This window comes from Bacillus sp. MN7755, assembly GCF_054771475.1.
In genome coordinates this window covers 170,973-186,406 of the sequence record NZ_BTRL01000005.1, presented here as the reverse complement: position 1 = coordinate 186,406, position 15,434 = coordinate 170,973, and the positions used below count along the sequence as shown (strand labels likewise).

The 15,434-nt window shown below is 36.0% G+C and carries 17 protein-coding genes and 1 riboswitch; of the genes, 12 read left to right on the top strand and 5 right to left on the bottom strand.

Features of this window, described 5'->3' with window-relative positions; genetic code table 11:
• Window positions 1–14 precede the first annotated feature (14 nt).
• The 3 genes from ACYVEC_RS04135 (at window position 15) to ACYVEC_RS04125 (ending at window position 2,823) form a co-directional block, all read left to right on the top strand.
• Window positions 15–785, top strand: coding sequence for a TSUP family transporter (locus ACYVEC_RS04135; protein ID WP_000343967.1), 771 nt, complete (start codon window positions 15–17; stop codon window positions 783–785).
• A gap of 154 nt (window positions 786–939) precedes the next feature.
• Window positions 940–2,487, top strand: coding sequence for an L-glutamate gamma-semialdehyde dehydrogenase (gene pruA / locus ACYVEC_RS04130; RefSeq protein ID WP_199677700.1), 1,548 nt, complete (start codon window positions 940–942; stop codon window positions 2,485–2,487).
• Window positions 2,488–2,673: 186 nt separating this feature from the next.
• Complete coding sequence (locus ACYVEC_RS04125; protein WP_000521647.1) at window positions 2,674–2,823, top strand: hypothetical protein; 150 nt, start codon at window positions 2,674–2,676, stop codon at window positions 2,821–2,823.
• 232 nt (window positions 2,824–3,055) lie between these two features.
• Here the strand turns inward: ACYVEC_RS04125 and ACYVEC_RS04120 are convergent, their stop codons facing one another.
• Window positions 3,056–3,619 (bottom strand): cysteine hydrolase family protein, encoded by a 564-nt coding sequence (locus ACYVEC_RS04120; protein ID WP_199677701.1) that lies wholly within the window; start codon window positions 3,617–3,619, stop codon window positions 3,056–3,058.
• Between the two features lie 241 nt (window positions 3,620–3,860).
• Window positions 3,861–3,966, top strand: a riboswitch (SAM riboswitch).
• 123 nt (window positions 3,967–4,089) lie between these two features.
• Between ACYVEC_RS04120 and ACYVEC_RS04115 the strand changes: the two genes are divergently transcribed.
• From ACYVEC_RS04115 to ACYVEC_RS04105, 3 genes are read left to right on the top strand one after another with little or no spacing between them, the layout of a single operon-like run.
• Window positions 4,090–5,109, top strand: coding sequence for a methionine ABC transporter ATP-binding protein (locus ACYVEC_RS04115; RefSeq protein ID WP_199677702.1), 1,020 nt, complete (start codon window positions 4,090–4,092; stop codon window positions 5,107–5,109).
• Window positions 5,099–5,764, top strand: a complete 666-nt coding sequence (locus ACYVEC_RS04110) for a methionine ABC transporter permease (RefSeq protein ID WP_001261880.1) — start codon at window positions 5,099–5,101, stop codon at window positions 5,762–5,764. The genes ACYVEC_RS04115 and ACYVEC_RS04110 overlap by 11 nt, the downstream gene beginning before the upstream one ends.
• Before the next feature lie 21 nt (window positions 5,765–5,785).
• Window positions 5,786–6,640 carry a MetQ/NlpA family ABC transporter substrate-binding protein gene (locus ACYVEC_RS04105; protein WP_199677703.1) on the top strand — a complete coding sequence of 285 codons (855 nt, stop codon included), beginning with the start codon at window positions 5,786–5,788 and terminating at the stop codon, window positions 6,638–6,640.
• 171 nt (window positions 6,641–6,811) lie between these two features.
• On the opposite strand, the gene ACYVEC_RS04100 is transcribed toward ACYVEC_RS04105, so the two are convergent.
• The 4 genes from ACYVEC_RS04100 to ACYVEC_RS04085 all read right to left on the bottom strand — a co-directional run bounded on the left by ACYVEC_RS04100 (window position 6,812) and on the right by ACYVEC_RS04085 (window position 9,262).
• Window positions 6,812–7,279, bottom strand: a complete 468-nt coding sequence (locus ACYVEC_RS04100) for an HXXEE domain-containing protein (protein WP_080468314.1) — start codon at window positions 7,277–7,279, stop codon at window positions 6,812–6,814.
• Window positions 7,280–7,337: 58 nt separating this feature from the next.
• Window positions 7,338–7,529, bottom strand: coding sequence for a DUF3926 domain-containing protein (locus tag ACYVEC_RS04095; protein ID WP_199677704.1), 192 nt, complete (start codon window positions 7,527–7,529; stop codon window positions 7,338–7,340).
• Window positions 7,522–8,703, bottom strand: a complete 1,182-nt coding sequence (locus ACYVEC_RS04090; RefSeq protein WP_199677705.1) for an ArsA family ATPase — start codon at window positions 8,701–8,703, stop codon at window positions 7,522–7,524. The genes ACYVEC_RS04095 and ACYVEC_RS04090 overlap by 8 nt, the downstream gene beginning before the upstream one ends.
• Before the next feature lie 76 nt (window positions 8,704–8,779).
• Window positions 8,780–9,262 carry a MarR family winged helix-turn-helix transcriptional regulator gene (locus ACYVEC_RS04085; protein ID WP_063221576.1) on the bottom strand — a complete coding sequence of 161 codons (483 nt, stop codon included), beginning with the start codon at window positions 9,260–9,262 and terminating at the stop codon, window positions 8,780–8,782.
• 231 nt (window positions 9,263–9,493) lie between these two features.
• Between ACYVEC_RS04085 and ACYVEC_RS04080 the strand changes: the two genes are divergently transcribed.
• The 6 genes from ACYVEC_RS04080 to ACYVEC_RS04055 all read left to right on the top strand — a co-directional run bounded on the left by ACYVEC_RS04080 (window position 9,494) and on the right by ACYVEC_RS04055 (window position 15,339).
• A complete protein-coding gene (locus ACYVEC_RS04080) occupies window positions 9,494–9,730 on the top strand; it encodes a YiaA/YiaB family inner membrane protein (protein ID WP_001254393.1) in 237 nt (78 codons plus the stop codon).
• A gap of 141 nt (window positions 9,731–9,871) precedes the next feature.
• Window positions 9,872–10,162, top strand: a complete 291-nt coding sequence (gene gatC, locus ACYVEC_RS04075) for an Asp-tRNA(Asn)/Glu-tRNA(Gln) amidotransferase subunit GatC (protein ID WP_000086999.1) — start codon at window positions 9,872–9,874, stop codon at window positions 10,160–10,162.
• A 15-nt stretch (window positions 10,163–10,177) separates the two neighbouring features.
• Entirely contained in the window at window positions 10,178–11,635 is a 1,458-nt protein-coding gene (gatA, locus tag ACYVEC_RS04070) for an Asp-tRNA(Asn)/Glu-tRNA(Gln) amidotransferase subunit GatA (RefSeq protein ID WP_000051449.1), read from the top strand.
• A gap of 14 nt (window positions 11,636–11,649) precedes the next feature.
• Window positions 11,650–13,077: an Asp-tRNA(Asn)/Glu-tRNA(Gln) amidotransferase subunit GatB gene (gene gatB / locus ACYVEC_RS04065; RefSeq protein ID WP_001047683.1), complete on the top strand. Its 1,428-nt coding sequence runs from the start codon at window positions 11,650–11,652 to the stop codon at window positions 13,075–13,077.
• A gap of 472 nt (window positions 13,078–13,549) precedes the next feature.
• Complete coding sequence (locus ACYVEC_RS04060; protein ID WP_000977671.1) at window positions 13,550–14,455, top strand: diacylglycerol kinase; 906 nt, start codon at window positions 13,550–13,552, stop codon at window positions 14,453–14,455.
• A 137-nt stretch (window positions 14,456–14,592) separates the two neighbouring features.
• Window positions 14,593–15,339 (top strand): HAD family hydrolase, encoded by a 747-nt coding sequence (locus tag ACYVEC_RS04055; RefSeq protein ID WP_063221577.1) that lies wholly within the window; start codon window positions 14,593–14,595, stop codon window positions 15,337–15,339.
• Window positions 15,340–15,434: the final 95 nt, after the last annotated feature.

Genomic DNA, 15,434 nt, shown 5'->3' with positions numbered 1-15,434 from the left:
AAGGGGTAAAGCGCATGGACGAACTAAGTTTTCAAGTCATTATTTTATTAATTGCATTCGGATTTTTAGCAGCGTTTATTGATTCAGTTGTTGGCGGTGGAGGATTAATTTCACTTCCGGCACTTATGTTTGTTGGTTTACCACCAGCTTCGGCCATTGCAACGAATAAATTAGCTGCAACGATGGGGACGTTTACGAGTGCAATTTATTTTATTCGATCGGGAAAGGTCGATTTTAAAATTGTAGGAAAGTTAATCCCGTTAACTGTTATAGGAGCAGTCGCAGGTGCTTTAGTAGTAAAGTTTATTCCGCCGGATATTTTACGTCCGTTAGTGCTTGTGATGTTGGTATTCATTGCCATTTATATTATTGCGAAAAAGGATTGGGGAAGTGTATCTACCTATAAGAAGATGACGAAAAGAAAAACATTAATATTTTTCTTTGTTATTTTAATGATAGGGTTTTACGATGGATTTTTTGGACCAGGGACAGGATCCTTTTTAATTTTTGCATTTTTATTAATTGGTTTGGATTTTATTCAAGCGGCAGCATCTGGAAAACTTTTGAACTTTGTTAGTAATATCGTATCGTTAATTACTTTTTTATTTTTAGATGTAATTCATTTTGAATACGGTATTATTATGGGATTATCGATGATTTTGGGTGCTTATTTTGGATCGAAGTTTGCAGTTCAAAAAGGTGTTGGATATGTAAGGACTTTATTTTTATTAGTTACTATATTATTGATCGGGAAAAATGTTTTGGAATATACTCATATTTTGTAGATTCATACGCATGTATGAATCTCTTTTTTTTATTATATTTTAAAAATTTATTAATTTTTAAAATATAAGTCTAGGAATATTTGAATAAATCTAAATTATCGTGTAGAATAATGTTGTAAAATGTAAACGTTTTTCTAAGGGGAGGCTAAAAATAATGGTAGTAGCATACAAACATGAGCCATTTACAGATTTTTCAGTGGAGGCTAACAAATTAGCGTTTGAAGAAGGTTTAAAGAAAGTAGAATCTTATCTTGGACAAGACTATCCATTAATTATTGGGGGAGAAAAAATCACTACAGAAGACAAAATTGTTTCTGTAAACCCTGCAAATAAAGAGGAACTTGTTGGTCGTGTTTCAAAAGCAAGCCGTGAGTTAGCTGAAAAAGCAATGCAAGTAGCGGATGAAACATTCCAAACTTGGAGAAAATCAAAGCCAGAAATGCGTGCAGACATTTTATTCCGTGCTGCAGCAATCGTTCGTCGCAGAAAACATGAATTCTCTGCTATTCTTGTAAAAGAAGCAGGTAAACCATGGAATGAGGCAGATGCTGATACAGCAGAAGCAATCGACTTTATGGAATATTATGGTCGTCAAATGTTAAAATTAAAAGACGGTATTCCAGTAGAAAGCCGTCCAATTGAATATAATCGTTTCTCTTACATTCCATTAGGAGTAGGTGTTATCATTTCTCCTTGGAACTTCCCATTCGCAATTATGGCAGGTATGACAACAGCTGCTTTAGTTTCTGGTAACACAGTATTACTAAAACCAGCTAGTACAACTCCTGTAGTAGCAGCGAAATTCATGGAAGTATTAGAAGAAGCTGGCTTACCAGCTGGCGTAGTAAACTTCGTTCCAGGTAATGGTTCTGAAGTTGGTGACTACTTAGTAGATCACCCTCGTACACGCTTCGTGAGTTTCACTGGATCTCGCGATGTAGGTATCCGTATTTATGAGCGTGCAGCGAAAGTAAACCCAGGCCAAATTTGGTTAAAACGTGTTATCGCTGAAATGGGTGGTAAAGATACAATCGTTGTTGATAAAGAAGCAGATCTTGAATTAGCAGCTAAATCTATCGTTGCATCAGCATTCGGATTCTCAGGACAAAAATGTTCTGCATGTTCACGTGCAGTAATCCATGAAGATGTATACGATCACGTATTAAATCGTGCTGTTGAATTAACGAAAGAATTAACAGTTGCTAACCCAGCTGTATTAGGTACAAACATGGGTCCTGTTAATGACCAATCTGCATTCGATAAAGTAATGAGCTATGTTGCAATTGGTAAAGAAGAAGGTAGAATCTTAGCTGGTGGCGAAGGAGACGATTCTAAAGGCTGGTTTATCCAACCAACAATCGTTGCTGACGTTGCAGAAGATGCTCGCTTAATGAAAGAAGAAATCTTCGGACCAGTAGTAGCATTCTGTAAAGCAAAAGACTTTGATCATGCACTTGCAATTGCAAACAATACAGAATACGGTTTAACAGGTGCTGTTGTTACTAACAACCGTGACCATATTGAAAAAGCACGTGAAGACTTCCACGTAGGTAACTTATACTTCAACCGTGGATGTACTGGTGCAATCGTAGGTTACCAACCATTCGGTGGCTTTAACATGTCTGGTACAGACTCTAAAGCTGGTGGCCCTGACTACTTAGCACTTCACATGCAAGCAAAAACTACTTCTGAAACTTTATAAGAAATAGTAGAAGAGATCTTCGCAGTTTGCGAAGATCTCTTTTTTTTGAAAAACTTTCTATATGTGTATTAAGATAGATATCGGTAGAAAAACTAATAAAGTAATAAGGTTTAATTCAGTAAAATAAGGTATATTTATATTTGTTGAATAGGTTGTCTTTAAAGAAAAGAGAAGTAGGTGAACAAAATGGGAAAATATCAATTAGATTACAAAGGCCAGGTAGCTGTCGCAAAGTTTCATGAAAAGCAGACGCCTGCCAAATTTGATAAAAAGCAGCAAATTGAAAAATTGCGTGCGGAGTATTTGAAAAAGAAACAGAAACAAACAGATAAATAATAGGGGAAAGTAGTTAATTTGAATTCGAATTAGATCTACCATATATTACTATTTGGTAAGTGAAACTTGCTAAACCCTATTAATATCGGGATAAACATGTAAATAGAAATAAAACAACGAGAAAAGTTGACTTATTAGTCATATTTTTTAGTATTCATTTTGAAAATTTCCTGTATAATACAATTTGAAAGAAAATCTATGGTTTGACAAGAAACACTCTTTTCGGTTTTGCTCACTGAAGAGAGTGTTTTTTTGTGGCTAAAAACTCCTCTGTACTCATTACATTTGCATATACTCCATTTAAACTAGCCAAAATTGTGTTATGAATATAAACGGCTGGTATAGTAGCATTCTTAAAAGAAAGATCTTTTGTAGCGCAAGCATCATGTATAACAGTACATTGAAAGCCGAAATCAAAAGCAGCTCTTACGGTAGCGTCAATACACATATGAGTCATCATCCCGCATATGACGACGTGCTCAATGTCTAAACGTTGTAATTGTTCTAGAAGATCAGTTTCGCGGAAACTATTTGGGTAATGTTTGAGTATAACGGTTTCTTCTCTAAGTGGACGTACGCTTTCATGAATATGCACACCTTCTGTATTGGGCAGGAAAAAAGTAGCATCATCTTTTATTGCTACATGTTGGATATGAAAAATAGGTTCATTTTTCTTTCTAAAGAGTTGTAGTAGCTGACGGGCATATGCGCTTGCTTCTACTGGATTACGCAATTCCATCTTTCCGTGTGGAAAATAATCATTTTGAATATCAACGAGTAAAAGAGCTGTTTTCATATATTTATCTTCCTCCGATTTCATATTCAAATAATGGTATTCAATTAGTAGAGAAGATTATCCTTTTAAAAAATATGCAGGAGGAGAATTTTACATAACTTTAAAGGTTACTATTTTATTATGAAATTTCATCTGAAAATTTTAATAAAGGGATAATTAATATTTTTCTAAAAAATGTATTGACTCTTATTATTCTGAGTTCTATAATGAGAATTAATTAAACGACAATTAAATCGATACATTCTTATCCAGAGAGGTGGAGGGACTGGCCCTACGATACCTCAGCAACGGGTTTTTTAATACCGTGCTAACTCCAGCAAGTCTATGAAAGGCTTGGAAGATGAGAAGATGTGACCGAGTACATATAAGTGCTCTCCTTCTTATCTTTATGGTTGATAAGAAGGAGAGCACTTTTTATTTTACCTCGAAAGCTCTACTTCAAGTTTTTACAGCAAATAGGAGGGGAAAAAATGATTTCTTTTAACAATGTAAGTAAAGTGTATGAATCAGGTGAGCAATCTGTTCATGCGGTGGAGGATGTAACGTTATCCGTTGAGAAAGGTGAAATTTTTGGCATTATCGGTTTTAGTGGAGCTGGAAAGAGTACGTTATTACGTCTAGTAAACATGTTAGAGAGACCAACGGCAGGAACGATTTCAATAGATAATAAAGATATTACATCATTATCGACGAAAGAATTACGGAAGCTAAGACAAAGAATCGGGATGATTTTTCAAAGCTTTAATTTATTTAATTCAAGAACAGTGTTTGGGAATATTGCTTATCCATTAAAGTTAGCGAAAGTACCAAAGAATGAGATAAAAGAAAGAGTAAATGAACTGTTGAAGTTTGTAGGGTTAGAAGATAAGGCAAACAATTACCCAGAGCAGCTATCAGGCGGACAAAAGCAGCGTGTAGGTATTGCTAGAGCACTTGCAACATCACCAGATATTCTTATATGTGATGAGGCAACATCAGCTTTAGATCCAGAAACAACAACAGAGATATTAAACCTATTAAAAAAAGTAAATCGAGAATATAATTTAACAATTCTTCTTATTACACATGAAATGCATGTTGTGAAAGAAATTTGTCACCGTGTAGCTGTGATGGAAAAAGGAAAAGTAATTGAAGAAGGAAAATTGTTTGACGTGTTCACACAACCAAAAACAAAAACGACTCAAAACTTTGTACGTTCTGTTATTAATGATCATTTACCAGAAAGTGTTCTAGCGAAAATTCAAAATGGTGGTCAGATTTATCGTCTAACATTTACTGGTGAGGAGACAGGTCAACCAGTACTATCGTATATCGCGAAAAACTATAACGTCGATGTAAACGTACTGTACGGAAATATTATTGAACTTCAAAATGTGCTATTTGGAAATCTTCTTGTAGAATTGCAAGGTGAACAGAGGGAGATTCAAAAAGCATTACAACATCTAAGACTGCAAGTGCAGCTGAAGGAGGTAGAAGCTCATGCGAGTTGATTGGAGTATATTTTGGCCTCGCATAGTAGATGCGACGGGAGATACCCTCTTAATGGTAATCGTAACCCTTATATTTGCTACAATTCTTGGTATACCCCTAGGTTTACTATTATATGTAACGAGAAAAGGAAACTTTTTAGAAAATAAATGGGTCTTTTCTATTCTTAATATCATTATTAATACAATTCGTCCGGTTCCATTCATCATCTTCTTAGTAGCTTTAAGCCCACTAACAAGAAGTGTTATCGGAACGACGATTGGAACAGCAGCAGCAATTTTCCCAATGACGTTAGTGGCTTCGATTGGTATTGCTCGAATGGTTGAAACAAATCTTGTTTCAGTTCCAAAGGGAGTTATTGAAGCAGCTCAAGCAATGGGTGCTTCACCATTTAGAATTGTTTTTGAAATTCTTGTGCCAGAAGCGTTAGCGCCATTGATTTTAGGTGTTACGTTTATGACAGTTGGTTTAATTGAATTCTCTGCAGTTGCTGGACTTGTCGGTGGTGGCGGTCTTGGTGACTTAGCGATGACATATGGTTATCAACGTTTTGATACATCAGTTATGTTCGTAACGGTCGTTTTACTTATTATTCTCGTACAGGTAGCTCAAAACTTAGGAAACTACTTTGCGAAAGTCTTTTTACGCAGATCATAAAAAGGAAGAGGGGAAAAGAAAATGAAGAAAATTTTAGCATTTGCATTATCAGCGATTGTAGGTGTTTCAGCATTAAGCGGCTGCTCAAGTGGAGACACGGGGGCAGGAGCGAAAGAAAAAGTAGTTCGCGTCGGTGTAACTGGAACGGATGGAGACGCTTGGGAAATTTTAAAGAAAAAAGCTGAAAAAGAAGGAATTAAAATTAAACTGGTTGAGTTCTCTGATTACACAACGCCAAATAAAGCGTTAGCTGATGGAGATATTGAATTAAACTCATTCCAGCACGTTGCTTTCTTAGAGCAATTTAAAAAAGAGCATAAGTTAGATATTACAGCTGTTGGTACAACGCAAATTGCACCGATGGGCTTATACTCTGAGAAACATAAGAAGGCAAACGAAATTCCAGATGGTTCAGAAATTGCGATTCCAAATGATCCAACGAACCAAGCCCGTGCATTAAAACTTCTTGATGCAGCCGGATTATTAAAGCTTAAGAAAGACTTTGGCTTATTTGGAGATCCAAGTGGTATCGCTGAAAATCCGAAGAAGTTAAAAATCACACCGGTTATCGCACAGCAAACACCTCGTGTATTAAAAGATGTAGCAGCTTCAGTTATTAATAACGGTGTTGCTGGTCAAGCTGGATTAGACCCAGCGAAGGATCCAATTTTCTTAGAAGATCCAAAGAATGAAAATGCGAAGCCATATATTAATATTTTCGCAGCTCGTACGAAAGATAAGGATGATCCAACACTGAAAAAAGTAATTGAACTATATCATTCAAAAGAAGTAACAGATGCAATTAAGAAAGAAACAAATGATGGTTCCATTTCAGTAGATCTTTCACTTGATGAGATTGAAAAAATTGTAAAATAATCATTGGGTTGAATGAACTAACAGAAGGAACCCCTCCGCTGTTAGTTCGTTCAACATATAATCTACTTAACAAACAAACCCTAATTCTGTACCTTCCAATTCTGTATAACGTAGAATCCAACGTTTGTTAAGTAGAGTAATGGACCAGGAGTTTTCCGGGTCTTTTTTTTGTTACTGAAAGTAGCTAGCGAGTAGTAAGGTAATCCAAATTATAATGGGATAAGAAAATAAGCTGAAAATGAGTGTAATTACGAATTGCTTTTTATGAATTAAGTATTTTTGGGATGAAAAAAAGGAAATAGAAAAAATAGCAATGAAAACTGCAGATATTACGCCAGGATTATAAGAACGATAAATAAAAAACAAAATAATATGTTGAATAGAGTTGAAGAAGATAGCCCCTTGTATAAAAATAATCCAGTATATAGAAGACAAGAAGTTCAGTTGGTATAGAAAGACGATAAGTAAGACAAAGAGAGTCAATACAGAAATCGCAATGAAAAATTGCTGGTTAGTTATAAAAGTAATTGAAAATTGATTAGCAAGATATTGTGGCATTTGGAAAGATTCTTCAAGGTTATGAATAAAAAATAATAAGGGAATAGTCCAAAGCATAATAGTGGAATTTTTTTTCGACAACTTACATCACTCCAATATGGAGATAGAAAGCCTAGAAAGGCCCTCTATCCAGAGATGTTCATTCAATTATAATACTTTTTAAATTATCTTCAGGATGCTCTTGTTCTTGCGGATAAGCAGCTAGCTCCTCTTGTAAAATATTTAGCATTTGCTTAGCTGATTGTTGGATTGGGGCGGGTAACTCTTCTAATATATGCATACCGACTTTTATTTTTGTACGAATTACCTTCCTTAGTAGTTCCTCACGCATGCACTACACCTCCAAATCGAATGTTTAGTACATCATCTTCAAACTTAGCCCCTTGAATAGAAAGGTGCGTTAATATTTTTGGTAATGTGATGTTCCGTTTAACAGAACCAGCTCGAATGATAAGCTCATCACCTTTTTGATTTAATACTAGCTCACTTTTGTTTGAGAAGGGAATGGACAGAACGAAAATATACTCATCGCCATCTTTTTTTACATATTGTGTGCGGCCGTTAAATTTCACTTCAGTAGGACAATGATCAGTTTTAAATAGAGCATCTCCTACACGCTCTAACATGGGCAAACCAACAACTTCTTGTTCAAACATTGGAGCTTCGTAAATAGGAAGTGGATTAAAACTATCTTGAATTAATGTTTTATATTTCTTTTGGGTATCTTTCCATGCTTGGAAATAAGGATCGGTGACAGTGTTAGGAATGACGCGGTTAACCATAATGGCATCTACGTTATAATCGTATAAGTTTAAATAAGTAAAGCTACGCTGGGCCTCTTTAATGACCATTTTTTCAGGATTTACAACGATGCGGATACTTGTTACTTCTCGGTTTGATAAAATATCTCTCATTTCTCCAAGCTGTTCAAGTGTATTTGTTAATTCGTCCATAATATCATCGGTTGGAAGGGGGACACCAAGAAGTGGTTGGGCTACAGGGCGAACAACTTTTAAAACTTTTCTTTTAATAGGAAAGAGTTTTTCCATCCACCAGCCGAGCATGTCTGGAAAGCTGAGCATTGCTAATGTTTCTCCTGTTGGAGCACAATCAATGATAATGACATCATATGTTTTTTGTTTATAATAATCGAGTACGCGAAGTAAGCTAATTAAATCTTCCATACCAGGAAACATCGTTAACTCTTCTGTTGTAATATCATCAGCTGCTTTGGAAGTGAATAGCAAGGTAATGTATTTCTGTAACTTTCCCCAGCCTTTTTCCATTTCATAAATCGTATTAATCTCTTGTGCCCATAAATTTTCGCGGATTTCTAATGGCTCAGAAGATAGCTTTATACCAAATGAATCTCCTAAACTATGAGCAGGATCTGTACTCATTACTAAAGTTTTTAATCCTTGTTTTGCGCTTTGAAGTGCTGTTGCTGCTGAAATGCTAGTTTTTCCTACGCCGCCTTTACCTGTATACAAAATAATTCTCATCATTCATGTCCCCTTTGTTTCGAATATCGAATATTACGAGTGTCGAAATAAATGATTGAATAAAAACCCAGCTAGGGCTTTATTCAATCGGAATGTTTTTTATTTTAGGTGTAGAAACCTTTTCTTCTGTTTTTTGCTGTGACGTAGCAATGTGATTCATGATCTTTTGGAAGATTTGTAGTAAGAATGCTTTTTCTTCTTCTGATAATGCTTCTGTTACTAAGCTAAAGTAATGGGCCGCATTTTGTTTTACTTCTTGAACGAGCATTACGCCGTTTTCTGTTAACCGAATTAATACAATACGTCGGTCGTTCTCATCACGGTAGCGTTCAATATATCCCTTTTTTACAAGGCGATTTACAACGCCCGTCGTTGTACTCATCGGTATATCAAGAAGGTCAGCAATTTTCGTCATTGTAATATCTGTATTTCGTTCCATCCAAAGTAAACAAAATACCTCTGTTTTAGAAAGTGTTAAATCTAGGCTTACCCATTCTTCAGGATAAAAAAGTTTCTTGGCGTTATCTAGCAGTAAGTCTAAAAAATGTTCATATTGCAACAATTAATTCCACTCCCGTATATTTCGAGGTTCGTAATATTTATTTTTATTTTATGTAGAATAGAAATAATTGTCAATGATTTTAATTGTTTTTTCAGATTAGGCAGAAAACTACCTTTAAAATAGTATTCTTTTATGATAGATTTATAAATATAAAACTAGAATTTACATAAAAATCCATCATGGTAAATATACTTATCTATAATGGGTATACAGCTAACGAGGGGGAGAACGATGAGAAGACGTAATACGCAAGCGTTCACGTTTTTAGCATGGACTTCATTTGTTTGTGCGCTTTCAGGTATGCTAATTGGGATTTATACGTTAGATGAAACGCTTAGTGTAAAAGGATACTATTTAATTGGAACATTATTTTTAACGATGTCTTGTTTTGTATTACAAAAAACAATTCGTGATAATGAAGAAGATAACGAGAGATTTCCGAAAAATAAACCGTTAGATAAAGAGTAAATTGTAAAGAAAGGCGTTTGCCTTTCTTTTTTTATGTAAAAATGGCGTAAGTGCTGTGTGTTGACTTGCTTGAAGTACTGAAAATTTGGTATCATCAATAGTATTGTAGATTGAACGATATATTATGGAGGTGGCCTAGCCGTGTCAAGAATTTCCGTTGAGAATGTAAAGCACGTAGCACATTTAGCACGTCTTGCAATTACTGATCAAGAAGCAGAAAAATTTCAAAAACAACTAGATGCAATTGTTACATTTGCAGAACAGTTAAATGAATTAGATACAACAGACGTAAAACCAACAACTCATGTATTAACTATGAAAAATGTTATGCGTGAAGATGTACCAGAAAAAGGTTTACCAGTAGAAGAAGTATTAAAAAATGCACCGGATCACAAAGATAATCAAATCCGTGTTCCAGCAGTATTAGAATAGAGGAGGGGAATTTCGATGTCATTATTTGATCATTCAGTATCAGAGTTACATAAGAAATTAAACAACAAAGAAATTTCCGTTACGGATTTAGTAGAAGAATCTTACAAACGTATTGCGGATGTTGAAGATAACGTAAAAGCTTTTCTTACATTAGATGAAGAAAATGCACGCGCGAAAGCGAAAGAATTAGACGCGAAAATTGGCGCTGAAGATAATGGTTTATTATTCGGTATGCCAATTGGTGTAAAAGATAACATTGTAACTAACGGTCTTCGTACAACTTGTGCGAGCAAAATGTTAGCAAACTTCGATCCAATTTATGATGCGACAGTTGTGCAAAAGCTAAAAGCTGCTGACACAGTTACAATCGGTAAGTTAAATATGGACGAGTTCGCAATGGGTTCTTCAAATGAAAACTCAGGTTTCTATGCTACGAAAAATCCATGGAACTTAGACTACGTTCCAGGTGGATCTAGTGGTGGTTCTGCAGCAGCTGTAGCAGCAGGAGAAGTATTATTCTCTCTAGGTTCTGATACGGGTGGTTCTATCCGTCAACCAGCTGCATATTGCGGCGTTGTAGGTTTAAAACCAACTTACGGACGCGTATCTCGTTACGGATTAGTAGCATTCGCATCTTCACTTGACCAAATCGGACCGATTACACGTACAGTAGAAGATAATGCATACTTATTGCAAGCTATTTCAGGTATTGACCGCATGGATGCAACTTCTGCAAACGTTGAAGTAGGAAACTACTTAGCTGGTTTAACAGGAGACGTTAAAGGTTTACGTATTGCTGTACCGAAAGAATACTTAGGCGAAGGTGTTGGCGAGGAAGCTCGTGAGTCAGTACTAGCTGCACTAAAAGTATTAGAAGGTATGGGCGCAACTTGGGAGGAAGTATCTCTTCCGCACTCTAAATACGCTCTAGCAACGTATTACTTACTATCTTCTTCTGAAGCATCTGCTAACCTTTCACGCTTCGATGGCGTACGTTACGGTGTTCGTTCTGATAATGTAAATAATTTATTAGACCTTTACAAAAACACACGTAGCGAAGGTTTCGGTGATGAAGTAAAACGTCGTATTATGCTTGGGACATTTGCACTTAGCTCTGGTTACTATGATGCATATTACAAAAAAGCACAACAAGTACGTACATTAATTAAAAACGACTTTGAAAATGTATTTGCTAACTACGATGTTATTATTGGACCAACAACGCCAACTCCGGCATTTAAAGTAGGCGAAAAAGTTGATGATCCAATGACAATGTATGCAAACGACATTTTAACAATCCCAGTAAACTTAGCGGGTGTTCCAGCGATTTCTGTTCCATGTGGATTCGGTGCTAACAACATGCCACTTGGTTTACAAATCATTGGTAAACACTTCGATGAAGCGACAATTTACCGCGTTGCACATGCATTTGAGCAAGCAACAGACTATCATACAAAAAAAGCAAGTCTGTAAGGAGGCGAGCATAGATGAATTTAGAAACAATTATTGGTTTAGAGGTTCACGTTGAGTTAAAAACAAATTCGAAAATTTTCTCTGCGAGTCCAACAGAATTCGGTGCGGAGCCAAATACACAAACAAGTGTAATTGACTTAGGATACCCAGGGGTACTTCCTACTTTAAATAAAGAAGCAGTTAACTTTGCAATGAAAGCTGCAATGGCATTAAACTGTGAAATCGCAACGGAAACGAAGTTCGACCGTAAAAACTATTTCTACCCAGATAATCCGAAAGCTTACCAAATTTCTCAATTCGATAAGCCAATTGGTGAAAATGGTTGGATTGAAATTGAAGTAGACGGTAAAAAGAAACGTATCGGTATTACACGTCTTCATTTAGAAGAAGATGCTGGTAAATCAACGCATACAGCTGATGGTTCATTAGTAGACTACAACCGTCAAGGTATGCCTTTAATCGAGATCGTATCTGAGCCAGATATGCGTACGCCAGAAGAAGCATATGCATACTTAGAGAAGTTAAAATCAATCATTCAATACACTGGCGTATCTGATTGTAAGATGGAAGAAGGTTCTCTACGTTGTGATGCGAACATTTCCCTTCGTCCAGTTGGGCAAGAGAAGTTCGGTACAAAAGCGGAACTGAAAAACTTAAACTCATTTACTTATGTACAAAAAGGTCTTGAGCACGAGCAAGTGCGCCAAGAGAAAGAATTGTTATCTGGTGGTATCATCCAACAAGAAACACGTCGTTACGATGAAGCAACGAAGAAAACAATCTTAATGCGTGTGAAAGAGGGGTCTGACGATTACCGTTACTTCCCAGAGCCAGACTTAGTTGAACTTTACATCGACGATGAGTGGAAAGAAGCAGTTCGTGCCTCTATTCCAGAACTTCCAGATGCACGTAAAGCTCGCTACGTTGCAGAAATTGGCTTACCAGCTTATGATGCACACGTATTAACATTAACGAAAGAGATGTCTGATTTCTTTGAAGCAACTGTTGCAGACGGTGCTGATGCGAAATTAACATCAAACTGGTTAATGGGTGAAGTGCTTGCATACTTAAATAAACAACAAAAAGAATTAAAAGATGTTGCATTAACGCCTGCTGGTTTATCTAAAATGGTTCAATTAATTGAAAAAGGTACAATTTCTTCTAAAATCGCGAAGAAAGTATTTAACGAATTAATTGAAAAAGGTGGAGACCCAGAGGAAATCGTTAAAGCGAAAGGTCTTGTTCAAATTTCTGACGAGGGTACACTTCGTAAAGTTGTAACAGAAATTCTTGATAATAATGAGCAATCTATCGAAGACTTTAAAAACGGTAAAGACCGTGCAATTGGCTTCTTAGTTGGTCAAATTATGAAAGCTACAAAAGGACAAGCAAATCCACCGCTTGTTAACAAAATCTTACTTGAAGAGATTAATAAGCGATAATAGTAGTAGCTTTTAAAGATTAAGCAGAAAAACACCCGTACATGGGTGTTTTTCTAGGTTAATCAAACGTTTGTTTAAATGAGAGAAAATCGTTTAAACAAACGTTTGATTAACTGTCAAAAGTGGAAAAATGTTTGTATAGCAACTATGGTATGATAGTTGCAAAAAGGTGGGAATAATGATAAATCTAAACATAGAGGTTTTTTTCATCTCATGAAATAATAGATAGTTATTATTCGTTATATGTAAATTGTTGTGAGGAAATAGATGGACATAAATTTTTTTGTTAAATAAAACAAAACCATTAAAAATGAATATTTACTTTTGATGGACTACACGAATCGGGTTCTTACTGCCTGTTTGAGCGGGATAAAAGAAGGATAGGAAGATGAGAGGAGGTAGGCATGGGAATACTGAATAGAAGTTCGGTATGTTCTTTTTCGATATATAAAGAAATTTCCTGTGCTAATAAATGATGAAGCGAGCAAGAATTATTTATAATCCTACTTCTGGGCGTGAGCTATTTAAGAAGAGCTTACCAGAAGTATTACAAAAATTAGAACAAGCTGGATATGAAGCGTCTTGTCATGCAACAACCGGTCCTGGAGATGCAACCGTGGCGGCGAGGCAAGCTGCGGATCGTAAATTTGATGTTGTTATTGCGGCTGGTGGCGACGGTACGTTAAATGAAGTGGTCAATGGTTTAGTAGGACATGAGCATCGTCCGAAGTTTGGAATTATTCCAGTTGGAACGACAAATGACTTTGCACGAGCAATCGGTGTACCTCGTTCTATTGAAGAGGCAGCGGATATTATTTGCGAAGGAAAAACAGTACCATTAGACCTTGGTAGAGCGAACGATACATATTTCATTAACATCGCTGGTGGTGGCCGTATTACCGAATTAACATATGAAGTACCGAGTAAGCTAAAAACGGTATTAGGCCAACTTGCTTACTATTTAAAAGGAATCGAAATGTTACCGTCATTACATCCAACATATGTTGAAATTGAGTATGATGGAAAATTACTACAAGAAGAAATTACGATGTTTTTAATTACGAATACTCGTTCAGTGGGCGGTTTTGAAAAGGTAGCACCATATGCATCAATTAATGATGGATTATTTGATTTATTAGTGCTGAAAAAAGGTTCTATCGCTGACTTAATTAAAGCAGCAACACAAGCGCAGCGTGGTGAACATATTAACAATCCAAAAGTGCTGTACACACAAGCAAATCGAATTAAAGTACATTCACCAGATAAACTAATGATTAATTTAGATGGTGAATACGGTGGAGATGCACCGATGGAATTCGAAAATATATATCATTGTCTTGAACTATTTGTTCCTGAACATCAAGAGGATGCCCTGTAAAGGCATCCTTTTTATTATATAGAGGAATTGTAAATTGGAAGTTAGTTTGATTTTTATGGTATTTTTACAATTCGTTTATTTTATATCCATACTTTATTGATACACTGGAGGAGATAAGAAACGAGAGGTAGGATGCTATGGAGAAGGTAAAGGCAATACTATTTGATAAAGATGGAACATTAATGGATTTTCACTCAATTTGGATAAAAGTAGCTGAAGAACTTGTGGCTGAATGTATAAAATTATATCAACTTCCACAGTCAATGCAGCCTACTTTATTAAAAGAAATCGGCGTGGAGGGGGTGGTTGTGAACCCTCGTAGCGCAATAGCGGCAGGAACAAGCCTTGATGTTGCAAAGGGGCTTTGTAAGTATATTCCGTCATCTAAAGAAGAGGAGATGCACCATTGGGTAAGTGAGAAGTTATTTTCCCTTATGTACGAACATCGTTCCTATATGAGAATGACGGCGGATTTACCGAGAATTTTACAAAGTTTAAAGGATAGAGGATTTATTTTAGGTGTTGTTACAGCTGATGATTTCGCACCGACAGAATTATTTTTAAAACAGTATCAATTAGAGTCTTATTTTGATTATGTTGTAGCTTCGGATACGTTTCCAGCACAAAAACCAGATAAAAGAATTGTAGAATCGTTTTGTGAAAGGTTTCATTTAGAGGCATGTGAAGTGGCAGTCGTTGGAGATACACCAACTGATTTATATTTAGCTAAAAATGGCGGCGATTGCTATGCGATTGGAGTACTGTCTGGCACAGGAGATCGTCAAACATTAGAACCACTTGCAGATTTAGTAGTACAATCTGTTGGGGATTTTATTTCTTATTCAGGTGAGTTTATTTGGGAACAAGGAAAGTCTAATGTGTAAGAAAAATAAGTCTATAGGGACTCTTAATGAGTCTTTATAGACTTATTTTTTATGTTGAAATAGAAGGCATGTAGGATGAATGTCGGAAAAGAATG